Raw genomic sequence first — 22228 nt, 5'->3', positions numbered from 1 at the left:
GGTCCCGCGTCGTCCTCGCGAGGTGGGTTCATCTCCGGGCCGTCCGGCGGCCGCCGGGCGAATGCGGTGGCACGCCTCTGGTCGCGGCCGCCGTCCACCACCGGCGGGCCGCGTTCTTCGTGTGCCGCGTAGCGGTGCGTTCCGCACCGCTACGCGGCACACTCCCGGGACCACCGCATGCGCCCGGCGGTCGCCGGACGGTCCGGTGTTCCGCCCACCTCGCGGGGACGAGACAGGGCTGTGATCGGCGCGTACCGGAAAGGGGTTCAGAGACGACGCGGGCTCGGGGGCGCGGGGAGACGTCGCTGGCGGGCCAACCTCGCGGATCGGCGGCCGCTCTCCACCTCGACCTCGCGGCGGAGTTTGCGCCAGCTGGCCAGGCGGCGGGGTGGCAGGGTGCCGTCGGCCAGCGCCGCCTGCACCGCGCAGCCGGGTTCGGTCTCGTGCCGGCAGTCGTCGAAGCGGCAGCGGCCGGCCAGGTCGGTGACGTCGGCGAACGCCCGGTCCAGGCCGCCGCCGGTGTCGAGCAGGCCGACGCCGCGGATGCCGGGGGTGTCGATCACCGCGCCGCCGCCGGGGATCGGCACCAGGTTGCGGTAGGCGGTGGTGTGCCGGCCCTTGCCGTCCGCGTCGCGGATCTCCTGAACCTGCATCAGGTTGCTCCCGGCCAACGCGTTGACCAGCGTCGACTTGCCGGCGCCGGATCTGCCGAGCAGTGCCATCGTGCGGCCCGGGCCGAGGTGGGCGCGTAACGCCTCCAGCCCTCGCCCCCGTCGCACGCTGACCGGCAGGACCGGCACGCCGGGGGCCAGCTCGGCGAACTGCCGGGCCATCGCCTCCGGATCGCGTGTGGTGTCGCTCTTGGTGAGGACCAGCAGCGGGTCGGCGCCGGACTCCCAGGCCAGGGCGAGGAGGCGTTCGACGCGGGCGTCGTCGGGTTCCGGATGGATCGGCTCGACGACCGCGACGGTGTCCATGTTCGCGGCCAGCACCTGGCCGGAGGAGTCCTTGTCGGCGGTGCGCCGGATGAGTGTGGTGTGCCGGGGCAGCACGAGTTCGAGTGTGGTGCGCCGGTCCGGCCAGTGCCGCAGCACCGCCCAGTCGCCGGCGCAGGGCAGTGCGGCCGGGTCGCGAGCGGCCTCGATCAGCATGGCGCCGCCGAGCGTGGCCCGGGTCACGCCGGTCTCGGTGAGGACGGTGCAGATTCCGCGGTCGGCGCGGAGCACCCGGCCGGGGGTGGAGTCGGGCCGGTCGAAGCGGCGGTACGCGGGAACGAAACGGTCGTCCCAGCCCAGCTGGGACAGGTGGTACGACATGAGAACCCTTTGCGGTGTGGGGGGACGGCGTGGCCTGTGGGTCAGGCGAAGGCCCCCGGGTGAAGGGACGCGGTAACGGAAGACAGCACGCTCCTCACCTCCTCCGCATGTGATCGATCAGCGCGTCTGCCACGACGGTACGGACGACCGCTCCGCCGCGAAAGCGAATTCCGGGAGTGAGGGGTTAGGGTCGGGGTCGTGACGATCGATCCGCTGGTGTTGATGACCGACGTGGAGGCCGCGACCGGCGCGTTGCTCGGCGCCGCGGCGTCGCTGACCGACGCGGAGATCGGCGCGCCGTCGCTGCTGCCGGGCTGGACGGTGGGTCATGTGCTGTCCCATCTGGCCCGTAACGCGGACGCGCTGACCAACCTGCTGACCTGGGCGCGGACCGGGGTGGAGACTCCGGCGTACGCGTCGCGGGAGGCCCGTGAGGCCGGCATCGAGGCGGGTGCGGCACGCCCGGTGATCGAGCAGCTGGCCGATCTGCGGCGGGCGCACGACCGGTTCGCCGACGCGGCCGCGGCGATGCCCGCGCCGGCCTGGGCGGTGGCGCTGCCGATGGCCCGGTCCGCGGCGGCGGTGCCGTGGCTGCGGCTGTGCGAGGTGGAGATGCACCGGGTCGATCTGGGCCGGGGTTATACGCCGGCCGACTGGCCCGAGCCGTTCGCGATTCGGCTGTTGCGGGCGGCCGCGGTCGAGCCGCCGGCCGGTTCCCCGTCGATGGTGGTGCGCGCGGACGAGTTCGGGCATCCGCTGACGTTCGGTGCGGGTGGCCCGGTGGTGTCCGGCCCGGCCCGGTCGCTGGCCGGGTGGCTGACCGGTCGCGGTGACGGCTCCGACCTGACCGTCTCGCCGGACGGCGAGCTTCCCGAGCCCGCGAGGTGGAAATGAGCCCCGAGTATTCCCGTGCGATCGGTGACGGCCTGACGCTGACGAAGCTGTCGGTCGGCCCGATGGACAACAACGCCTATCTGTTGTCGGCCGGTGGTGAGCAGCTGCTGATCGACGCGGCGAACGACGCCGGGCGGCTGCTGGAGCTGATCGGCCCGGCCGGTCTGCGGGCGGTGGTGACCACGCACCGGCACAGCGACCACTGGCAGGCGCTGGCCGAGGTGGTGCGGGTGACCGGGGCGGAGTCGCTGGCGCATGCCGACGACGCGGTGGAGATCCCGGTGGTGACCGGCACGCTGGCCGACGGTGACACCGTGGAGGTCGGCGGGCACGTCCTGGAGGTGATCCATGTGGTGGGGCACACACCGGGGTCGATCGTGCTGTCGTACCGGGGTGAGCACCTGTTCACCGGGGACAGCCTGTTCCCGGGCGGAGTCGGCAACACCCGGGGAGTGAAGGAGAACTTCGCGTCGCTGATCGACGACGTCGAGCACAAACTGTTCGGCCGGTTCGCCGACGGCACCGTCTTCTACCCGGGCCACGGCAAGGACTCCACCCTGGGTGCGGAGCGCCCGTCCCTGCCGCAGTGGCGGGCCCGAGGCTGGTGAGACCGGGGCGCTTGCCCCGTCCGGGTCTCACCGCCGGCCCCGATCAGCCGCGGCCGGGCGTCCTCGGTGACGTGCACACCCTGGTCCGCACCGGCTCCCGTCTCGAACGGCCTATCACCGGCCCGGCCACCACCGAGACCGCATCCGCCTGATCAACATCTCTCCTCCACAAGTCTCGACTATCACTCGGGCTCACCGGATCCCGGTCACGGCGGCCTCGCCGGTCGGTGTCGCGAACTTCACGCTGCCGCGCCACGTTCTGGACGAGCCGCGCCACGTTCTGGACGGCTTCCTCGGAAAGCTGATGACCAGCTCCGCCAGGCGGCGTGCCATCCCGCGTGCGCGGCTGCGTTGCACAGGACCGCGTCGGCCAGTGCCCGGTGAGGTTCGTGGCGCAGGCCGGCGGGGAGCGTCATCGGATCGTGGGCCGGTGCGGCGGCTCGGTGAGCTGAGTGGCCGTCCCGGATGCGGCCGGGGATGGGCACGGGATCGGCGACTGCCTCGACGGCCCACGATTCCGGCTGCCAGTCCCTGCCGACGATGGTGATCGCGATCCCGGAGCGTCATGCCGGGCGTGGGGACGTATTCGCCCTTGCGGGCAGCCTCGGCCTTCTCGGCGATCACCGTGTCGCCGGCCTCGGCAGCGGCTGTGGGCACGACCATCACGCCCAGGAACACAAGGGACGAGACGGAGGCCGGGTCCGTCCAGCAGGTGGGGCGTCACCCGGGCCCCTCCTCAGCTCGCACGCCTCCCTGACGACTGTCACCTCCCCGGGGTTGCGTGAAGCCGTTCAGCATTCCGGTGTACGGCTTGACCAGGGGCGCAGCGTACTCGCCGTGTTTGGAGGTGCCGAGTCCGAGCGTGACCAGCGACTGGACCATCAGGGTGGCGGCGGTGACCCCGTCGATCACCGGTACGCCGACCCGGGCGGACACCTCGGCACAGAATCCTGCCATCCCGGCGCAGCCGAGCACGATCACGTCGGAGCCGTCGGTGGCCAGTGCCTGCCGGGCCAGGGTGACGACGCGGGGCAGGACGGTGGGGTCGGTCTCCAGGTCCAGGACCGGGATCTCGCACGCGTGCACGCCCCGGCAGGCGCCGGCGGGGGCGTAGCGGTGGGCCAGGTCGTGGGCTCGCCCCGCCGTACGGCCGAGGGTCGTCACCACGCTGAAACCGCGGCCGACGAGCATCGCCGCGTGCATCGCCGCCTCCGCGATGCCGACCACCGGGCCGGCCGCGACCTCCCGGGCGGCGTCGAGTCCGGGATCGCCGAAGCAGGCCACCACGTAGCCGTCGGCGCCGTCGCGTTCGCCGGCGCGGATCTCGGTGAGCAGGCCCGGGACGGCCAGGGTCTCGTCGTAGTGGCTCTCGATCGAGGCCGGGCCCATCGCCGGGTTGACCGCTTCGACGGTGACGCCCGGGCCGGCGACGGCCCGGGCGCTGCTCCCGATCAGTGCGGTCATCGAAGCCGTGGTGTTGGGGTTGATGACCCTGATGTGCATCAGTTCGTCGTCGTGTTCGCGTTGTTCGGGTTCGTGTTCGTGTTCTTCCTGGCAAGGGCCAGGTAGACCAGGAAGCCGATGCCGCAGCCGATGAACCAGCTGTACTGGGCCACCTCGGTGATCTTGCCGAGCACCGGGACGACGGCGATGGCGGCGCCGGCCGCGGTGGCGATGATCGCCGGAGGGTTGTACCCCTTCTTGTAGTAGTACCTCCCCTCCGGCGACATGGTGAACATCGCGTCGACGTCCACCCGCTGCCGGCGGATCAGGTAGTAGTCGGCGATCAGCACACCGAACAGCGGGCCGATGAAGGCGCCGAGCGTCTCCAGGGTGTAGTGGATGACCTCCGGGTTGTTGTAGAGGTTCCACGGGGTGAGCAGCACCGACCCGACCGCGGCGATCATTCCGCCGGCCCGCCAGGAGATGCGCTGCGGGCTGACGTTGGAGAAGTCGAACGCCGGGGAGATGAAGTTGGCGACGATGTTGATGCCGATCGTGGCGATGGTGAAGGTGAGCGCGCCGAGAACGATGGCGAACGTGCTGTCGATCCGGGCGACGGTCTCCACCGGGTCGGTGAGCAGTTCCCCGAAGACCGGCACGGTCAGGCTCGCGGTCACCACGGTCAGGATCGAGAACATCAGGAAGTTGACCGGCAGCCCGAGGAAGTTGCCCGTCTTCACCGCCTGGAACGACCGCCCGTAGCGGGAGAAGTCGCCGAAGTTCAGCATCGGGCCGGAGAAGTACGACACGACCAGGGCGATCGCGCCGAGCATCACCGGGACCGCGTCCAGGCCGGTGACGGTGACCTCGCCCAGGTTCAGGTCGATGGCGCCCCAGCCGGCCTGCGAGATCAGGTATCCGGCGAGGACGAACATGACCACGTAGACGGCCGGGCCGCAGAAGTCGATGAACTTGCGGATGGTCTCCATGCCGGTCCAGAAGACCGCCGCCTGAAGGACCCAGAGCAGCGCGTACGTGGCCCAGCCGAGCAGTGGCAGGCCGAGAAAACCGTACTGGTCCACGTCGGCGTACGGCATCAGTGACGGCCACAGCTTGAGGATCACCACGTCCAGGGCGGCCGAGGCGAGGTATGTCTGGATGCCGTACCAGGCGACCGCGATCGCCCCTCGGATGATGGCCGGCACGTTGGCGCCGAGCACCCCGAAGGCCACCCGGTTGATCACCGGGTAGGGCACGCCGGTCACCTGGGACGGTTTGGCGACCAGGTTGCAGAAGAAGTAGACGATGGTGATGCCCACGACCAGGGAGACGAGCACCTGCCAGCTGGACAGCCCCAGGGCGAAGAGGCTGCCGGCCGTGACGTATCCGCCGACGCTGTGCACGTCGGACATCCAGAACGCGAAGATGTTGTAGGAGCCCCACCGCTGTTCCTTGAGCGGTGCCAGGTCCTCGTTGGTGAGCCGGGGATCGTATCCGGGTTTCGTGACGCCGCTGCCGACCGGCATGCCGGCGGCTTCGACCAGGTCCTCGTGGTGCTGACTGGGGATGGTGTCGGCCATGGACGTCACGCTATGAATCCGCTGTTTCACTCAGATGTGCGGAACTGTATATCTTTCCGTGCCCTCGTATCCTTCCGCGCCCTCATGCGCCTCCGTGTCCTCGCGGGCCGGGTACAGCCGGCGCTGGTTGACGATCCGCCGGGCGGGGGACGGTCCGGGGTCCGGCTGTGCGGTCATGCCGAGGATCGAGCGGGACGCGCGGTCGTAGCCGATGCGGTACGCCTCGTCGCGGTCCAGGCCGTGCCGGTGCCACTGGTGGACGCGTCCCACCGCGTAACAGCTGGAGACCACGACGGCGAGGGTCAGCAGGAACCAGAGGGGGCCGTTGCCGGGTGCGGTCATCGGCTACCGCCTCCACCGGCGGCCGGCGGACGCACCGTCCGAACAGCGGCCGGCTGCCGCGCCGTCGTAACGCCGGCTCGCTGCCGGACCGTCGGAACGCCGGCTGGCTGACGCGTCGTTCCAGCGGCGGCCGGCGTAGGCGCGGTGGAAGCCTCTCCGGAACGCCGCCCGGCGCCGGTCGTCGGCGCGCCGCCGTTCGTGCACCAGGCCGCCGGTGTAGGCGCTGAGGCTCGCCAGCGCCAGCGCGCCGAGCGACTCCAGCAGCGCCGTCTCGTTCCAGGACACGATTTCCGTCCTCCTCGGGAATTGTTCGGGGAATGTCGTTACTTGCACGACGACAAACGTGCTTCCGGCCACATGGGACGTCAGTCGCCGGTTCCGGATCCGCCGGAAAAGGACGGCGCCGGGATGGCCGATCAGCCCATTGATCCGGTCGGCCGGCACCGCCCGGGTACGCGGACCGGGCGTGCGATGCCGCAGTGTTCACGCGCTGGAACCCGTAACGATTTTGCCTACTTTGGCCGTTTTGCAGTCATAAGTAGGGAGGCGCCGTCGCGGTCGGCGGCGCCGGGACGATGGCCATCCACGCGAAGGGAACCGAACGTGAACACCGAGAAGGTGCTGCTCGACGGCGTGACCATCCTCCCGGCGGTACCGCCGGTGCAGCGCACCACGTCGATGCCGGCGGCGGAGACCCTGATCCTGCCGGACGGTGCGCTCCAGCTGCTCGCCCTGGCCCAGCGCACCGCCGACGACCACCTCGACGCGGTGAACCGGCACGTGCACCAGCTGCGGGCCGAGGCCCAGGCGGCGGCCGAGCTGGTCCAGCGGGAGGCCCGGGTGTACGCGGCCGAGACGCGGGCCGAGGCGGACCGGACCGTGGCCGGCGCCCGCGCCGAGGCCGACCGGATCGTGGCCGCCGCGCGGGTCGAGGCCGATCGCACGGTGACCGACGCCCGCGCGGAGGCCGAGCGGATCGTCACCGACGGGAAGGATCACGCGGACCAGCTGACCCTTCAGGCCCAGCAGCGTTACCAGGACGCGGTCGGCGGGCTGGCCCTGCAGCGTGAGGCGCTGCAGCGGCAGATCGAGGCGCTGTCCAGCTTCGACAACGACTACCGCCAGCGGATCACGGCGTTCCTGCAGAACCAGCTGCGGGCGCTCTGGGCCGAGCAGCCCGGCGTGGTGAACCCCCTGGACCTGGACTGAGCGGCGGTTTCAGCGTCTGAGCCGCGGACCGGATCGCGGCTCAGACGCCGCTCTCACCCCTCACCTCTCCCGGCTCGGGCGTTCCCGGCGCCGCCGCCGGAAATCGATCTCCCACCAGTTGTCCGGGATCTGGGCCACGAAGAGACGCTGGACCGGGGAGAGCTCGCCGACGGAGGCAAGCGTCTTCTGCGTTCGTATCCACCGGCGGGTGTCGGTGCGGGCACGCTGCGCCCGGGCCCGGGCGACCGGATCCGAGGGATCGCTGTACGGCTGGTCGCTCTCCAGCAGGGCGAGTGCCGCGCGGTAGGCGGCCCGCCAGCGGGCGGACAGGGTCGTGTCGTCTCTTGCCACGATCGTTTCCTTGTTCTGGTATTCGTCCGGTCCCCTTTGGGCCACCGGAATTTCCGTCATGCCAATAACTTGCCAGAAATGCCGGGCAGCGCCAGAGGTGCCGGATTCGCCCCGGCTGGCGATGCGATAACAGCGAAACGTTCGCAAAACAAGGTGCCGAAATGCCCGTCGGTGAACTATTTCGGGGGAGAAGCGACGGGACGCGGCCCACGTCCGGTCACCGGATCGTCGGGAGATCGGATGGCGGGCCTCCCCTGAACGCCGGATCCGGCGGGATGATCGGCTGGGCGCGAGGGGACACTCGCACGACAGCGGGAGAGTTGTCGCTTCACTACGCAGCGCGACACCGACCGATTCGATCCGCTGAACGGACAGCGGCCGACCGCCTTTCCGGCATCCGGCGATGGACGCCCGAGCGACGTCCGGCGTAGCGGAATCGCGGTTTCCCATCCTGAAAGGGCACCACCGGGAAATGCGAAAGGAATCGCGATGAAAAAGCTCAACCGTGTGATCGCCACGGGTGGAATCGGACTGCTCGCCGCGTTGGCGATCGGGGCCGGGCCGGCCCAGGCGGTCGCAACGAACGTCTCGCACTCCAAGCCCTCCCCTCGGCCCGTGTACTTGAACGAGGGTGTTCAGGTCGCCGGTTTCTATTCGTCTTTGCAGGCGTGCGAAAAGGCCGGGCGATTCGGCGAACGGAACGCCTTCTGGGACGACTACAACTGCTCTCCGGTACGGGTCGGGCCGCGCGGCGGAGCCTGGGCGCTCCAGGTCGTCAGCTACGACAATTGGGACCGGATCGGTTTCGAGGTCGCCCTGCGGTCCGTCTGCGCCTTCCCCAGCCAGTACCGCCCGGTCTGGGTGGGGCAGTACGGTCCGGGCCGGCCGGCCAAGGTGTTCCAGCGGCACCCGGGGCGGGCGATCTACGGCCACCCGGGCCGGGTGGTGTTCGGCAAACCCGGCCGGGTGGACTTCGGCAAGCCGGGACGGGGCGACTTCGGCAAGCCCGGTCGGGGCGACTTCGGCAAGCCCGGCAAGAGCGGGCCCGACCGCGGCCACCAGGGCGGCGGTCACCGGAGCGGCATGGGCGACGGGCCGCGGGGAGGTGGGCCGGGCCGCTAGAGACTCTCCTCCGCAAGAAACAGCACGCACCACGTCCGTGCCGGCCGGGCAGCACGCCCGGCCCGGCCGCACGGGCCACCGAGCGGTGAATTCCGGTTGCTGACGGCCCGCACCCCCTGGACAAGGGCGCGGGCCCGGGCGTACCCGAGGGCGGGCACGGTCTCCGGTGCCCGCCCTCGGCCGTTCACCGGCCCGGGCCGGGCCGGAAATCGCGGACGGCGAGCAGGAAGAACGCCCGGTAACCGTGCCGGTAGCCTTCCTGGAACGATTGGTCGCGGTCCGTCCCGAGCCGATACCACTGATGGAAACGGCCCCCGAGATAAGCCACCGACGCCGCGATGGCAATGCAGAATACGATCTCGAATACGGTGTTGATGTCGGTCGGCATCTGCTGATGTTAAAAGCCGCCGGGCCGTCTCCACAAAACGACTTCGGTCCAGATTGTCCGGCCGATCATCCAGGCATTTCCGCGGGTTCCTCGACATTCCGCATCCGGATCACGAAAGTCGACCCGCCACTCTCACCCGGCCGGTAGTCGACGTCCCCCTGATTGGCCCGGGCCAGCTCCCGCACGATGTAGAGGCCCAGTCCGGTGCCGGTCACCGTCCCGGCGGTCGACTCGGCGCGGGCGAACCGGTCGAAGAGCCGGTCCCGGAACTCGGCAGGCACCCCCGGGCCGCCGTCGCGCACCTCGACGGTCACCGCCGGGCCGGCCGGGCGGGCGACCACCTCGGTGACCCCGCCGCCGTACTTCGCCGCGTTGCTGATCAGGTTGGTGAGGATCTGGTCCAGGTGGCTGGGCTGCATCATCGCCACCAGGTCCGGTGGGCAGCGCACCGGCACCCCGGCCGCCGACGTGGCGGCCAGCGCCGCCTCGATGTGGTCGGCCACCCGCACCGCGGCCGGATGCGCGGTCAGCCGCCCGGCGTCCAGGCTGACCAGGTCCAGCACCTCCTGGACGATCACCGCCAGCCGCTGGGTGGTGCGGTGGACCCGGGTGACGATCTGCCGGGCCCCGGCGGGCAGATCCTCCTCGGACAGCGCCAGGTCGAGGTTGCCGAGCATCATCGCCAGCGGGTTGTTGATCTCGTGGCCGAGCATGCCGATCAGGTCGCTCTTGAGCCGGCTGGCCGCCTCCAGTTCCCGGTGCCGGTCGGCCAGATCGGCGGTACGGGCCCGCACGGTGTCCTCCAGCGAGTCGTAGAGCAGGGCGTTGTCCAGCGACACCGCCAACTGCCCGGCGATCAGCCGTACGGTCTCCAGCCCCTCGGTGGCGAACACCCCGTCCTGCCGGTGGTTCTCCAGCAACAGCACCGCGCCGTCCACTCCCCGGCTCGGGATCGGCACCGCCAGCAGCGCGCAGGTGCCCAGCCCGGCCAGGTACGGGTCCCGGGCGAACCGCGCGTCCCGGGTGGCATCGGCCACCAGCAGCGGTTTGCGGGTCCGCAGCACGTATCGCACCGCCGAGTCGAGCCGGTCCGCCCCAGCCGGGGTGTCACCGGCCGCCGGGGTGTCACCGGCGATCGCGGTGGTGTGCCAGTCCCCGCCGCGGTGCCGTAGCACCAGGTGCACGTGGGTGGCCCCGGTCATCGCGCTGAGCACGTCCCCGACCTGCTGTTCCAGCCCGGCCAGCGATGTCGCCGAGCTCAGCGCCCGGGACGCGCGCAGGATGGCCACCAGGTCGATCCGGTCGGTGCCGGAACCACTGCCTGATCCCCCGTCCGGGTTGCCCACGGTGGCCCGCAGGAACGGGTGCCCGGCCTCCAGCCGGGACAGCGGCCCACCGGCACCCCATGCCCGGTACGTGTCACGGGCCTCGATCAGCAGCCGCCGCCCGGTGTGTGCCATGCCGCGTTCCAGGTGGAACCGGGCGGCCCGCTCGGCGAGCACCGCCCGGTGCCAGGGCCGGCCGGTCACCTCGTCCAGGCCGGCGTCGAAGTGCCGGGCGGCCGCGTCCGGGTCGCCGCGCGCCCATGCCCGCTCCGCGTCGATCAGGCGCAGCAGCGGCCGGAAGTTGCGGGGTGAGTCGGCGGCACGCGCGGCCACCCAGTCCCGGACAGCCGCGAGTTCGGCGGCGACGGTGCCGTCGCCGTCGCGCAGCCGGGTGGTCAGTGCCAGGCAGCGGGCCACCCTGGCCAGGCCGGACACATAGAACCCCCGGATCGCGCCGGAGTGCTCCATCGCGGCCGCCGATTCCCGGTCCAGGGCCGCCGGGTCGTCCCGCAGCAGGGCGGCCAGCGCCCGGTTGACGTGGTGGGTGGCCAGGGCCGGCGGGTAGGTGTGCAGGCCCGCCGGCTGCTCCGGCTCACGGTCCGGACCCGGCTGGTCATCCGAACCCGACGGGGTGCCCGAGCCCGGCGCACCGTCCGATCCCGGCTCACGACCCGGATCAGACGCACGTTCCGGACCCGGCTCGCGCAGGCCGTTCACCAGGTCGCGGTACCCGGTCAGGCTGAGCATCGCGGTCCGGTTGCCGGTCCGCTCCGCCGAGTCGATCGCCGCGCCGATCTCACCGGCCACCGTCTCCAGCGAGTCCGCGCTGTCCAGCAGCGCCGCGATGTGCCGGGCACTGGACAACCCGGCCACCAGCACGTCACCGGCGACGAACAGGTCGTCCCGGGCAGGCGGCCCGGCGTCGGCGATCTTCTCCAACGGCTCGAACCAGTGGGCGGCCAGATACAGGTACATGTAGCGGGCGATCGCGGTCTCCGCCAGGAATCCGTGTTCCCGCCCGGTCTCGGCGACGAACCGGCTGAGCAGGTATCCGGTGCGGAAGTCGTCGAACTGGTCGATCGTGACGCAGACCGCCGCCCCACCGGCCCCGATCACCGGTGGGCACACTCCCTCCCGCCGCCACAGCAGGTACGCCTGCAACACCACCCACCCGTGGTGCAGCGGCCCGAGCCGATAGGCCGGCACCAGCAGCCGGTTGATCAGCCGGCCGGCCGCCAGCACCCGCGGATCGGTCGTCTCCGGCATCCGCTCCAGCACCGGCAGCAGGTCCCGCAGGGCGGCGGTCTCCGCCCGTACGTACGGCCCCAGTTCCTCCGGTGGCTCGATGCCGAACCGGCGCAACACGTCCAGCCCCAGGGCGTACGAGGCCGCCGAGTCACCCCGCAGGGCCAGCAGGTTGACCTGGATCGCGGTGGCCTCGGCGAGTGTCACCAGATCCGGCGACCGGGCCACCAGGTCCCGGTAGATGCTGTCGGCCTCGTCGAGCCGGCCCAGGCAGTAGTGGGTGGCGTGCCGGTCCACGTCGACGTCGTCCCGGCCCCCGAGTGGGGCCAGCAGCCGGGCCGCGGCGTCGAACAGTTCGGCCGCCACCGGATAGTTGGTGAGCCGGACGGTCCGGCGGCCGGCCGCGTGCAGCAGATCCGCCGCCGCCCGCCGTTCGTCCGGGTCCTCCACCAGCGCGGCCGCGGCCAGGTACTGTTCGGCCGCCTCCTGGTCGCGGTCCGCCCGCCGGGCCAGCCGGCGAGCCAGATCCAGGTGGGTGCTCTCCCACTCGGCCGGGGTCAGCAGGTCCCGGGCCGCCTCGTGCACCAGGTCCAGCCGGAACCGGACGGTGTCCCCGGTGATGAGGATCAGCCCGTCCGCCACGGCCGGGGCCAGATGCCGGGCCAGGTCCGGTGCGGTGGTCCCGGTGGCGTCCGCCAGCAGGCCGGTCGTGGCGTCACCGCCGAGGCAGGACAGGGCGGCCAGGTGACGGCGGGTTCCGGCGGGCTGTTGCTCCAGCCGTACGGTCACCAGTCGCGGAATCCGGTGACAGGACACGAATGCCCGTACCGCCGCGGGGTCCCATCGCCAGCCCTCTCCGGACAGGGTCAGCAACCGCTCGGACCGCAGCGCGTTGAGAAGTTCCACCGTCGCGTACGGGTTGCCCCCGCCACCGTCCCGGATCGCCTCGGCCAGCCCGGCCGCCTCCGCCGGGGCCATCCGCAGCACCATCCCGGTCAGGTCGGCGGTGCCGCGCCGGTCCAGCCCGCCGAGCCGGATCACCGGGTCGATCCGGTCCTCCCGCCGCCAGCGGTCGACGAGCGCCCGCAGCCCCGGGTCCTCATCACGGTAGGTCACCGCGATCAGCAGTCCGGGAATCGGCCCGGCCTGCAGCACCCCGTCCAGGACCTGCAAGGATCCGCTGGAAGCCCACTGCAGGTCGTCGAGCGCCACCACGATCCGGCGCCGGGCCGCGAACGCCCGCAGCACACCCACCGCCGCGGCGGCGACCCGGGCCCGGGCGGCCGGCAGATCCACCGGCTGCCGTGGTTCGCAGAGCCCGAGCAGGTCGAGCATCTCCGGTATCGCCGCGCACACCACATCGGTGTTGGGTCCCAGCTCGGCCATGATCCGGCGGCGGTCCCCGGCGATCTCCTCCTCCGGTTCGGCCAGCGCCGACTGGATCAGCGCCCGCAGCGCCCGGGTGATGCCGCCGGTGTTCGTGCCGGTCCGGAATCTGTCGAACCGGCCGGCGGCGAACCACCCGCCCCGGGCGTTGATCATCGGATGCAGCGTCCGGACCAGGGCACTCTTGCCGACCCCGGACGGCCCGGTGACCAGCACCGCCGGCGCCCCGCCGCGCAATGCCCGGTCCAGTGTCCCGGTGATCACGGCGATCTCCCGTTCCCGGCCGATCAGCCCCGGCGGTGGGGTGAGGAACGCCGGGAAGTCGCGTTCGCCGAGCGGCCAGCGCCCGTCCGGATCGATCCGCCCGCGAGCCAGGTCGTGGGCCAGCCCGTCGGCGCTCTGGTAGCGGCGGTCCGGATCCTTCTCCAACAGCCGCATGATGATCTCGCCGAGCCGTGACGGCAGACCGGCCCGCCGCCGTCCGGGCGGGACCGGCGGGCTCACCAGGGTGTCCCGGACCAGGTCCAGGGTGTCCTGCCCGCCGATCGGTGGCACGCCGGTGGCCAGTGCATACAGAGTGGCGCCCAGCCCGTACAGGTCGGCGCGGGCGTCCACCGCCGGCCCGATCCGGCCGGTCTGCTCCGGTGCCAGGAATCCGAGCGTGCCGACCGGGCCGCCGATCGGGTCGTCGTCGCCCGGCCCGGTCAGCGCCAGGTCATAGTCGATCAGCACCGGGCGGCCGGCCGTGGTCAGCAGGACGTTGGCCGGGGTGACGTCCCGGTGGATCACCCCGGCGCGGTGCACGGCGGCGAGGGTCGCCGCCAGGTTCTCCCCCACCTCCCACAGCCTGGGTACGGGCATCGGTTCGCCGTCCGGCACCACTCCGTCGTCGTCCACCAGGATCAGCGTCTGGCGCGACTGGTGACCGGCGAGCCTCGGCACCCCCGGCAGCCCGGCGAGCCGTCGCAGAACGTCCTGCTCGTGCTCGACCCGGCGGGCCGCGCCGGCCCCGGTGACCCGTTTGTGGATCAGCCCGTCACGGCGCAGGACCCGGGTCCGCTCGCCGCGATAGAGCACCACTTCACCCACGCCCCGATTTTTGTCGTTTTCCGGCGCGCCGGGGTCACTTCCGGGAACACCAGGCTCAGCAGGACCGTGCCACCGGCCCGTTCACGCCGGGGTGTTTCTGTTTCAGTAGGCGATCCCGGTCGAGTCGGCCACCTGGTCCGCGGGTGGCGCGGTGACGGCGGGTGGCGCGGTGACCGAGGTGGCGGTGACCGTCATCGAGGCGGTGAAGTGGTTGCGGTAGACGTCGGTGGACCGCTGGTCCAGGCCCAGCCGCACCAGTGAGCCGTCCGCGGCCAGCCCCACCTGCAGCGGCAGGAACGCCTGGCCCCGGGCCCGGGCGCCGATCAGAGCGTCCGGCTGGTCGTCGCCGGTGGCCGCAGTGGGCACCAGGGTCAGGTAACAGGTGACGGCCGGAGCCTGGCACTCCGTCTCGGCGGCGGCCGTGGTGGCCCGCTCCAGCAGGCCGATCCACTCGAACGGAGACGTGTCCACGGTCACCGAGGAGACCAGCGCAGGCTCGCTGGTGAGCGCGCTACGCCACGGCAGACCGAGGTCGGCCTCGGCCGAGAACGGTTTCGGGTAGCCCTTGTCGTCCGGGCTCCGCTTGCCCCAGTACTCGCCGCCGATCTCGATCCAGGATTCGGCGCCCATCGTGAACGAGCCGTAGCCGCCCGCCGGCGACAACGTCCCGGTGCTGGTGAATTCCGTCGCCCGGGTGCCCTGGTGACGGATCGCGCCGGCCGACTCGACCCGCAGCAGCGTCGACGCGGAGGCGGTCGCCGTCCAGCGTTCCAGCGCCGTGGTGACCGCTCCGGTCGCCGCCGGGTCGCTCGCCGGTGCGGTCGCGGCCGGGGGAAGGTAGCCGTCCGGCAGGACCGTGCCCTCGGCCCAGACCGCCCGGTACTGCCCGTAGGACGCGTTGCGCCACCCACCGATCTTCCAGCCCCCACCCTCGTACGCCATCTCGTACGTCATCCGGATGTCGGTGGCGATCGGCTGGGGATGCCCGTCCGGGTCGGTCAGCAGGTGGGTGGACCGCAGGATCGTGTCGATCGCCAGTGGCCAGCCGTCGTCGCCCTTGCGCACCTTCCACATCTGATCACCCAGCACCACACCGTCGCCGACCAGGTGCGCGCCGCCACATCCGGGTTCGATGTCCAGCACCCCGGCCAGGGTGACCTCGGGATAGAACTCGCCGGTCTCGGGCTTGTTCGCCGGATCGGTCATCCACGACTTCAGATCACGGCTCGTGTACTGCCGGAAGGTGGTCGCGCCCTCGGCCGCGCACAGATGGTTCACGTCGAGACGGGTCGCCGCGATCACGGTCGCCACCGTCTCCAGGGCGGCCCGGACGTCGGCGGCGTTCCAGCCGTTGACCGATGCCGCCTCGGGCTGGGTGGCGATCAGTCTCGCCGTCAGGTCGGCCACCGTGGGGGTGGCCGTGGGCAGTTCGGTGGTCCAGAGCCGGTCGGCCAGAGCGGTCAGTTCCGCGGCGGTGGCGGGTTTCGCCTCGGGTTCGGCGGGAGCGGCCCCGCAGCCGGTCAGTCCGAGCAGGCCGGCGACGGCGAGGATCATTCGGGTGTTCACAGGCGGTCAGGCTAACCCCATATTGGCGGTGATTTGTCCGGTTGTTTCGGCTTTTGGCCGGGCGGCCGGGTCACATCGGACTAATCGTCCTCGGCGAACAGCCCGATGTCCCGCGGCAGTACCGAGATGAACCCCTGCAGCCGACCGTGATGGGCAGCGCAGACCCCGGCCAGTGCGTCGGCGTCCCGGCGCAGGAAGGCGGCCAGCATCCCGGCGTGGTCGGCATGCAGCAGTTCCCGATCAGAACCGGTCAGGTGCGACATCGGCCGCAGCGGCTCGGTCATGTTCCACGCCGACTCCAGCATGCCCAGCAGCCGGCGCATCCGGCACGGGACGATCAGCGCCAGATGGAACCGGCGGCTCTCCCGGTGATAAGCCGCCCCGCCGTCACCGGCCTCGATCGCCGCGTCCAGCGCCCGCAAGGCCGCCCGGGCCGACCGGTCGTCGTCACTCGTCGCACCGGCCACCGCCACCCGCAGCGCGGCCGACTCCAGTGCCTCCCGGACCAGGTAGATCTCACCGAACTCACGGGCCGTCATCATGGCCACCCGGTAGCCGCCGTTGGCCCGGTGGTCGACCAGCCCCTCCCCGATCAAGGTCATCAGAGCTTCCCGTACGGGTATCCGGCTCACCCCGAACTCCGCCGCCACCGCGTCCACCGGAATCGCCGACCCGGGTGGCACCTGCCCGTGCAGGATGACCGCCCGCAGCTCGTCGACGATCGCACTCTGCGCGCTGCCCGCGGGCCGATCGGCGAGCCGGGCGATCAGCGCCGATCTGCGCCGGGGTCCGGACATGGCCGGACCCTAGTCCCGTTTGGTTATCGGCACGTTTCGCACGATGCTGGATAGGCTGGCGGTCAGAGCGCTGATCCGGGAGGTCTCCGTGCCACTGTTCCCCCAGCCGAGCCACCCGCCCGAGTGGCAGCCCCCGCACTCGCCCGGGATCACGCCCGGCTTCCCCGGGTGGCTCGAGGAGCGCCTCTTCGACCAGCGGATCGTGATGCTGCGAGGTCAGCTCAACGCCGAGACCGCGTCCGGGATCGTGGCCGCGCTGCTCACTCTCGACTCGGCCGGGCCGGAGGCGATCCACCTGCACGTGTCCAGTTCGGGTGGGGATCTGAGCGCCGCGCTCTCGGTCGTCGACGTGCTGGACGCACTAGCCGCACCGGTGCACGCCCTGGTCACCGCAGAGGCCGGGGGTGCTGCCCTGGCGGTCATCGCGGCGGCTGATCAGCGGGCGGCGTACCGGCACGCCCGGTTCAAACTGTCCGAGCCGCGGACCGCCGGGGTGACCGGGACCGCCGACGAGGTGGCCGCCGCGGCCGGGCAGCACTTGCGCGAACTCGAGGAGGTGGTGATCCGGCTCGCCGAACTGACCGGTAAGCCCCGCAGCCGGATCGAGGACGACCTGTCCGGCGGGCGCAGTCTGAGCGCCGCCGAGGCCGTGGACTACGGGTTGATCGACGAGGTCGTCACCCCTAAGAAGAACGGACCGCGGTGATGATCACCGCGGTCCGTTCTCAACTACCTAGCTCGTTCTGAGCTTGCCGGCTCGTTCGTGACGGCCTGGCTCAGACGGCGACCTTCACGCCCATGGAGCGGGCGGTGCCGGCCACGATCTTGATCGCGGCGTCGAGGTCGTTCGCGTTGAGGTCGGGCAGCTTGCGCTCCGCGATCTCCTTGACCTGGGTCGCGCTGAGCGTCCCGACGGTCGTGGTGAGCGGGTTGGCGGCGCCGGACTGGATGCCCAGGGTCTTCCGGATGAGGAAGCTGGTCGGCGGCGTCTTGTAGGCCAGCGTGTGGCTGCGGTCCTCGTAGACCGAGACGATGACCGGGATGATCTCGCCGCGGTTCTTCGCGGTGGCCTCGTCGTACTCGACCTTGACGGCACGCATGTTGGCACCGGTCGGGCCGAGCATCTTACCGAGGTCGACCATCGCGGCGTTACCCGCCTCAAGCGCGAGGGTTACCTCATGAGTCTTTTTCTTGGGCGGCATTGAGTAGGGCTCCTTAGGGTGAGCTGCACGGGCCGAACTCGCAGCTCGCCAGCTTCAACGACACACGACAACCCCGAGACAGTACCGGTCCGCGGTGGCGGAATCCAAACTGAGGCCTCGGGGAACGGACCCCAGTGTATCCCGGTTTACCTCAGTACTTGCTGCAGGGGCAGTCGGCCATCAGCGAGCGCACCGAGTCGACGTACTCCGGGTTGGGCAGCTTCTTCTTCCGAGCCGCCTCGTCGACCGTCCCATACCCGGCGTTGTAACCGGACACCACCACGTTCAGGAGGCACCAGCTGGAATGGCTCCTGCACTTCGACGGGCTCAGGTCATAGCTGCCCTTGAAGTAGTTGTCCCCGAAATACTTGGTCAGCCAGGCCAGATAGTTCGCGCCGGCGAAGGCGTTGTCCCGATGGTCACCGGTCGCGTCGTAGGCGAGGCCGAACCGCTGGTTCATGTGATCGAGCGTGTCCGGCATGACCTGCATCAGCCCGAAACCGCCGTCACAGTTCCGGATCGCGCTCTGCCAGCCGCTCTCCTGCCAGGCGACCGAACGCACCAGGGTGAGATTGAGCTTCAGCTTCGGCGCCTCGGTGCGCCAGTAGATCCGGGCCGCCGCCGTACGCAGGGCCGCCTTGGCCTTGCTCTTGGAGATGTTCTTCCCGACGTAGTCGTAGCAGGCCGGCTCCTGGCTCCAGTCCTCCTCGGTGGCACTGGGGCTGGCCGTGGGCGCCTTCGATGTCTTCTTCTTCGGCTTGCTCGATGTCCGGACCGGCTCCGGGGACTCTTCCGCGACCTCGGTCTCCTCCGCTTCCACGGTCTCCTCCGCGAGCGGCTCCTCGAGCACCGGGGACGCCGCGACCGGCGCCGCCGACCTCTGCTCCCCGGCTCCCGCCAGCCCACACCCGGCGGCCACCATCAACGCCACCAGCCCGGCCACCGCGTGCACACGAATCCCCATCGATGCCACCCTTCCCCCGTAAGACATCGATGAATGACGCTAGCAGTGACCTGGCGATCACCACAGGCCAGAAAACGGGACAGAAGACCACAAGATTCGGGTCTTGACCCCGTGTCACGAACGGCAACCTGAGCCGGGAACAATGGGTGTCATGCAGACCCGCACCGACCTACGCAACGTCGCCATCATCGCTCACGTCGACCATGGCAAAACCACCCTGGTCGACGCCATGCTGCGCCAGGGCAGCCAGTCCCACGCGCGTGGCGAGATGGCCGACCGCGTCATGGACTCCATGGACCTGGAGCGGGAAAAGGGCATCACCATCCTCGCCAAGAACACGGCGATCAGCTACCAGCCGGCCGAGGGTGACCCGGTCACCATCAACATCATCGACACCCCCGGCCACGCCGACTTCGGTGGAGAGGTCGAGCGCGGCCTCACCATGGTCGACGGTGTCGCCCTGCTCGTCGACGCCTCCGAGGGCCCTCTCCCGCAGACCCGCTTCGTGCTGCGCAAGGCCCTCGCCGCCAAGCTGCCGATCATCCTGATCATCAACAAGGTGGACCGCCCCGACGCCCGCATCAAGGAGGTCGTCGACGAGACCTACGAGCTGTTCCTCGACCTCGACGCCGACGAGCACCAGATCGAGTTCCCCATCGTCTACGCCTGTGCCCGCGACGGCATCGCCTCGCTGACCCAGCCCAAGGACGGCGCCGTCCCCGAGGACAGCACCGACCTGGAGGTGCTGTTCAGCACCATCCTGGACACCATCCCGGCTCCGACATACGAGGAGGGCGCGCCGCTCCAGGCTCACGTCGTCAACCTCGACGCCTCACCGTTCCTCGGCCGTCTCGCCCTCTGCCGCGTCCACCAGGGCACCATCCGCAAGGGCCAGACCGTCGCCTGGTGCAAGACCGACGGCACCATCAGCAACGTGCGCATCTCCGAGCTGCTGATCACCGAGGGCCTGGAGCGCAAGCCCGCCGAGAGCGCCGGCCCCGGCGACATCATCGCCCTCGCCGGCATCGCCGACATCATGATCGGTGAGACCCTCGCCGACGCGGAGAACCCGATCCCGCTCCCCCTCATCCAGGTCGACGAGCCGGCCATCTCCATGGTCATCGGCACCAACACCTCGCCGATGGTCGGCAAGGTCAAGGGCGCCAAGGTCACCGCGCGCATGGTCAAGGACCGGCTCGACAAGGAGCTCATCGGCAACGTGTCGCTGCGCGTCCTCAACACCGACCGGCCGGACGCCTGGGAGGTCCAGGGCCGTGGCGAGCTGGCCCTCGCCATCCTGGTCGAGCAGATGCGCCGGGAGAACTACGAGCTCACCGTCGGCAAGCCGCAGGTCGTCACCAAGACCATCAACGGCAAGGTCCACGAGCCGGTCGAGCGCCTCACCATCGACGCCCCGGACGAGTACATGGGTGCCATCACCCAGCTGCTCTCCACCCGCAAGGGCCGGATGGAGGAGCTGATCAACCACGGCACCGGGTGGCTCCGCATGGAGTGGCTCGTCCCCGCCCGTGGCCTGATCGGTTTCCGCACCGAGTTCCTCACCGAGACCCGCGGCACCGGCATCATGCACCACCTGTTCGAGTCCTACGAGCCGTGGGTGGGCGAGCTGCGCACCCGCCAGAACGGGTCGCTCGTCGCCGACCGGGCCGGCGCGGTCACCGCCTTCGCGATGATCAACATCCAGGAGCGCGGGCAGCTCTTCGTCGAGCCCGCCACCGAGGTGTACGAAGGCATGATCGTCGGTGAGAACTCCCGGGATGACGACATGGACGTCAACATCACCAAGGAGAAGAAGCTCACCAACATGCGTGCGGCCAGCGCCGACAACACCGAGAAGGTGATCCCGCCGCGCAAGCTGTCCCTGGAGCAGTCGCTGGAGTTCTGCCGCGAGGACGAGTGCGTCGAGGTCACCCCGGCCGCTGTCCGGATCCGGAAGGTCGTTCTCGACCAGACCGCTCGCGGCCGGGCCGCCGCTCGCCGTAAGCACCAGTAGTTCCTGCTCTGCTTCTTCGGCCCATCCGGGATTCGTTCCGGGTGGGCCGGATTTGTGTCGGGGGCGCGTGGGGCGGTCTCGGGCGGGGCGGTGCCCACGGCTTGATCCTTCGTGTGCACCGCCCCGCCCGAGACCTCGGGTTGCCGCTTCTGTGTCTGTGTGCGGTTCACACTGTTGAGTTTTCAAAGATCAATTGGTGGTACGGGTCCCGGGGAGCCGTCTGCGTTCCTCTGCCTGCTTGCGTTCGTCGACCGTATGCCGCTCTGACGGGGCAAACATCGGACCGTGGTCCGATGTTTGACGGCGAAAGCCCGGACGACAATCGCTTCGTCGTCCGGGCTTTCGGTGATGTCGAGGGGGTGATCAGTTGTGTGGGGTGCTCAGGAGATCCTTCTTGCGGTCCCGGGAGGTTTTGATCAGGCTCGCCACGGTGGCCACGGCCAGGGTTCCGAGGATCACCAGCAGGGAGAGCCAGATCGGGACCTCGGGGGCCCAGTGGAAGCCCTCACCGCCGTTGATGAAGGAGATGTTGTTGGTGTGCAGGGCCTCCAGCACCAGCTTCACACCGATGAAGGCCAGCACCACGGCCAGGCCGATGTTCAGGTAGACCAGGCGTTCCAGCAGGCCACCCAGCAGGAAGAAGAGCTGGCGCAGGCCCATCAGCGCGAAGACGTTCGCGGTGAAGACCAGATACGGCTCCTTCGTGATGCCGAAGATCGCCGGGATCGAGTCCAGGGCGAAGATCAGATCCGTGGTGCCGAGCGCGATCGTCACGATGAGCATCGGGGTGAAGAGCCGCTTGCCGGTGTCGGACACGGTGGTGAACCGGCCGTCGCCGAAGGAGGAGGACAACGGCAGCGCCCGCTTGGACCAGCGGATCAGGATGTTCTCCTTGAACTCATCCTCCTCGTCCTCACCCTTGACCAGCGTGAACGCCGTGTAGACGAGGAACGCGCCGAAAATGTAGAAGACCCAGGAGAACTGGGAGATCAGGGCGGCACCGGCCGCGATGAACGCGCCACGCATCACCAGCGCCAGCACGATGCCGATCATCAGCACCTTCTGTTGCAGGTGCCGCGGGACCGCGAAACGGGCCATGATGATGACGAAGACGAACAGGTTGTCGACGCTCAGCGAATACTCGGTGAGCCAGCCGGTGTAGAACTCCCCCGCCGCCTGTCCACCCGCGACGGCCCCGAGCCCGACGCCGAAGAGCACGGCGAGGCCGACGTAGACCGCGACCCAGGCGCCCGCTTCCTTCATGCTGGGCTCGTGCGGCCGCCGACCGATGATGAAGAGGTCGACAGCCAGGACTGCGATGAGCGCGACCAGAGTGGCGGCCCACACCCAGGCGGGAACGTTCAACTAGAACCTCCGGCAGACACGG

At 70.4% G+C, this 22228-nt stretch carries 20 protein-coding genes; 7 read left to right on the top strand and 13 right to left on the bottom strand.

Annotation, left to right across the window (positions count from 1 at the left end; translation table 11 throughout):
* Nucleotides 1-266: 266 nt before the first annotated feature.
* Nucleotides 267-1316, bottom strand: coding sequence for a ribosome small subunit-dependent GTPase A (gene rsgA, locus ACQ0O7_RS01910; protein WP_430779955.1), 1050 nt, complete (start codon nt 1314-1316; stop codon nt 267-269).
* A gap of 198 nt (nt 1317-1514) precedes the next feature.
* Here rsgA and ACQ0O7_RS01905 point away from each other — a divergent pair, with 198 nt between their 5' ends.
* The 3 genes from ACQ0O7_RS01905 to ACQ0O7_RS01895 are packed head-to-tail and all read left to right on the top strand — an operon-like array spanning nt 1515 to nt 2970.
* Nucleotides 1515-2210: a maleylpyruvate isomerase family mycothiol-dependent enzyme gene (locus ACQ0O7_RS01905; protein WP_430779954.1), complete on the top strand. Its 696-nt coding sequence runs from the start codon at nt 1515-1517 to the stop codon at nt 2208-2210.
* Nucleotides 2207-2818: an MBL fold metallo-hydrolase gene (locus tag ACQ0O7_RS01900; protein WP_430779953.1), complete on the top strand. Its 612-nt coding sequence runs from the start codon at nt 2207-2209 to the stop codon at nt 2816-2818. Before ACQ0O7_RS01905 ends, ACQ0O7_RS01900 begins: the two co-directional genes overlap by 4 nt.
* An 11-nt stretch (nt 2819-2829) precedes the next feature.
* Nucleotides 2830-2970, top strand: coding sequence for a hypothetical protein (locus tag ACQ0O7_RS01895; RefSeq protein ID WP_430779952.1), 141 nt, complete (start codon nt 2830-2832; stop codon nt 2968-2970).
* A 568-nt stretch (nt 2971-3538) separates the two neighbouring features.
* On the opposite strand, the gene ACQ0O7_RS01890 is transcribed toward ACQ0O7_RS01895, so the two are convergent.
* The 4 genes from ACQ0O7_RS01890 to ACQ0O7_RS01875 are packed head-to-tail and all read right to left on the bottom strand — an operon-like array spanning nt 3539 to nt 6468.
* Nucleotides 3539-4321, bottom strand: coding sequence for an aspartate/glutamate racemase family protein (locus ACQ0O7_RS01890; protein WP_430779951.1), 783 nt, complete (start codon nt 4319-4321; stop codon nt 3539-3541).
* On the bottom strand, nt 4321-5841 hold the full coding sequence (locus tag ACQ0O7_RS01885) for an NCS1 family nucleobase:cation symporter-1 (RefSeq protein WP_430779950.1): 1521 nt from the start codon (nt 5839-5841) through the stop codon (nt 4321-4323). The genes ACQ0O7_RS01890 and ACQ0O7_RS01885 overlap by 1 nt, the downstream gene beginning before the upstream one ends.
* Nucleotides 5842-5871: 30 nt before the next feature.
* Complete coding sequence (locus ACQ0O7_RS01880) at nt 5872-6183, bottom strand: hypothetical protein (protein WP_430779949.1); 312 nt, start codon at nt 6181-6183, stop codon at nt 5872-5874.
* Between the two features lie 3 nt (nt 6184-6186).
* Nucleotides 6187-6468: a hypothetical protein gene (locus tag ACQ0O7_RS01875; RefSeq protein ID WP_430779948.1), complete on the bottom strand. Its 282-nt coding sequence runs from the start codon at nt 6466-6468 to the stop codon at nt 6187-6189.
* 318 nt (nt 6469-6786) lie between these two features.
* On the opposite strand from ACQ0O7_RS01875, the gene ACQ0O7_RS01870 reads away from it, so the two are divergent.
* Complete coding sequence (locus tag ACQ0O7_RS01870) at nt 6787-7392, top strand: hypothetical protein (RefSeq protein WP_430779947.1); 606 nt, start codon at nt 6787-6789, stop codon at nt 7390-7392.
* 60 nt (nt 7393-7452) lie between these two features.
* Here the strand turns inward: ACQ0O7_RS01870 and ACQ0O7_RS01865 are convergent, their stop codons facing one another.
* Entirely contained in the window at nt 7453-7743 is a 291-nt protein-coding gene (locus ACQ0O7_RS01865; protein WP_430779946.1) for a hypothetical protein, read from the bottom strand.
* Nucleotides 7744-8232: 489 nt separating this feature from the next.
* Here ACQ0O7_RS01865 and ACQ0O7_RS01860 point away from each other — a divergent pair, with 489 nt between their 5' ends.
* Nucleotides 8233-8865: a hypothetical protein gene (locus tag ACQ0O7_RS01860; RefSeq protein ID WP_430779945.1), complete on the top strand. Its 633-nt coding sequence runs from the start codon at nt 8233-8235 to the stop codon at nt 8863-8865.
* Between the two features lie 184 nt (nt 8866-9049).
* Here ACQ0O7_RS01860 and ACQ0O7_RS01855 read toward each other — a convergent pair whose 3' ends face one another.
* From ACQ0O7_RS01855 to ACQ0O7_RS01840, 4 genes are all read right to left on the bottom strand, one after another.
* A complete protein-coding gene (locus ACQ0O7_RS01855) occupies nt 9050-9253 on the bottom strand; it encodes a hypothetical protein (RefSeq protein WP_430779944.1) in 204 nt (67 codons plus the stop codon).
* Between the two features lie 65 nt (nt 9254-9318).
* Nucleotides 9319-14298 carry a sensor histidine kinase gene (locus ACQ0O7_RS01850; protein ID WP_430779943.1) on the bottom strand — a complete coding sequence of 1660 codons (4980 nt, stop codon included), beginning with the start codon at nt 14296-14298 and terminating at the stop codon, nt 9319-9321.
* Between the two features lie 102 nt (nt 14299-14400).
* On the bottom strand, nt 14401-15864 hold the full coding sequence (locus ACQ0O7_RS01845) for a hypothetical protein (RefSeq protein WP_430779942.1): 1464 nt from the start codon (nt 15862-15864) through the stop codon (nt 14401-14403).
* 80 nt (nt 15865-15944) lie between these two features.
* A complete protein-coding gene (locus ACQ0O7_RS01840) occupies nt 15945-16661 on the bottom strand; it encodes a GntR family transcriptional regulator (protein ID WP_430779941.1) in 717 nt (238 codons plus the stop codon).
* A 43-nt stretch (nt 16662-16704) separates the two neighbouring features.
* On the opposite strand from ACQ0O7_RS01840, the gene ACQ0O7_RS01835 reads away from it, so the two are divergent.
* On the top strand, nt 16705-17367 hold the full coding sequence (locus ACQ0O7_RS01835) for an ATP-dependent Clp protease proteolytic subunit (RefSeq protein WP_430779940.1): 663 nt from the start codon (nt 16705-16707) through the stop codon (nt 17365-17367).
* A gap of 70 nt (nt 17368-17437) precedes the next feature.
* Here ACQ0O7_RS01835 and ACQ0O7_RS01830 read toward each other — a convergent pair whose 3' ends face one another.
* Both ACQ0O7_RS01830 and ACQ0O7_RS01825 read right to left on the bottom strand, forming a co-directional pair.
* Nucleotides 17438-17863: an uL11 family ribosomal protein gene (locus tag ACQ0O7_RS01830; protein WP_430779939.1), complete on the bottom strand. Its 426-nt coding sequence runs from the start codon at nt 17861-17863 to the stop codon at nt 17438-17440.
* Nucleotides 17864-18014: 151 nt separating this feature from the next.
* Nucleotides 18015-18827 carry a lytic transglycosylase domain-containing protein gene (locus ACQ0O7_RS01825; protein WP_430779938.1) on the bottom strand — a complete coding sequence of 271 codons (813 nt, stop codon included), beginning with the start codon at nt 18825-18827 and terminating at the stop codon, nt 18015-18017.
* 151 nt (nt 18828-18978) lie between these two features.
* On the opposite strand from ACQ0O7_RS01825, the gene typA reads away from it, so the two are divergent.
* Nucleotides 18979-20841, top strand: coding sequence for a translational GTPase TypA (gene typA / locus ACQ0O7_RS01820; protein ID WP_430779937.1), 1863 nt, complete (start codon nt 18979-18981; stop codon nt 20839-20841).
* A gap of 363 nt (nt 20842-21204) precedes the next feature.
* On the opposite strand, the gene ACQ0O7_RS01815 is transcribed toward typA, so the two are convergent.
* Entirely contained in the window at nt 21205-22206 is a 1002-nt protein-coding gene (locus ACQ0O7_RS01815; RefSeq protein WP_430779936.1) for a TerC family protein, read from the bottom strand.
* Between the last annotated feature and the right edge of the window lie 22 nt (nt 22207-22228).

This window comes from Actinoplanes sp. G11-F43 (genome assembly GCF_050589265.1).
Classification (GTDB): domain Bacteria; phylum Actinomycetota; class Actinomycetes; order Mycobacteriales; family Micromonosporaceae; genus Actinoplanes.
The sequence above is the reverse complement of the archived record's forward strand: the minus strand, read 5'-3'. Positions and strand labels throughout refer to the sequence as shown.

Excerpts from the sequence above, each read along its gene's own strand:
- ACQ0O7_RS01890 (WP_430779951.1), bottom strand. The coding sequence starts at position 4,321 with ATGCACATCAGGGTCATCAACCCCAACACCACGGCTTCGATGACCGCA.
- ACQ0O7_RS01835 (WP_430779940.1), top strand. The coding sequence starts at position 16,705 with ATGCTGGATAGGCTGGCGGTCAGAGCGCTGATCCGGGAGGTCTCCGTG.
- ACQ0O7_RS01860 (WP_430779945.1), top strand. The coding sequence starts at position 8,233 with ATGAAAAAGCTCAACCGTGTGATCGCCACGGGTGGAATCGGACTGCTC.
- ACQ0O7_RS01885 (WP_430779950.1), bottom strand. The coding sequence starts at position 5,841 with ATGGCCGACACCATCCCCAGTCAGCACCACGAGGACCTGGTCGAAGCC.
- ACQ0O7_RS01840 (WP_430779941.1), bottom strand. The coding sequence starts at position 16,661 with ATGTCCGGACCCCGGCGCAGATCGGCGCTGATCGCCCGGCTCGCCGAT.
- ACQ0O7_RS01825 (WP_430779938.1), bottom strand. The coding sequence starts at position 18,827 with ATGGGGATTCGTGTGCACGCGGTGGCCGGGCTGGTGGCGTTGATGGTG.
- typA (WP_430779937.1), top strand. The coding sequence starts at position 18,979 with ATGCAGACCCGCACCGACCTACGCAACGTCGCCATCATCGCTCACGTC.
- ACQ0O7_RS01830 (WP_430779939.1), bottom strand. The coding sequence starts at position 17,863 with ATGCCGCCCAAGAAAAAGACTCATGAGGTAACCCTCGCGCTTGAGGCG.
- rsgA (WP_430779955.1), bottom strand. The coding sequence starts at position 1,316 with ATGTCGTACCACCTGTCCCAGCTGGGCTGGGACGACCGTTTCGTTCCC.
- ACQ0O7_RS01880 (WP_430779949.1), bottom strand. The coding sequence starts at position 6,183 with ATGACCGCACCCGGCAACGGCCCCCTCTGGTTCCTGCTGACCCTCGCC.
- ACQ0O7_RS01855 (WP_430779944.1), bottom strand. The coding sequence starts at position 9,253 with ATGCCGACCGACATCAACACCGTATTCGAGATCGTATTCTGCATTGCC.
- ACQ0O7_RS01900 (WP_430779953.1), top strand. The coding sequence starts at position 2,207 with ATGAGCCCCGAGTATTCCCGTGCGATCGGTGACGGCCTGACGCTGACG.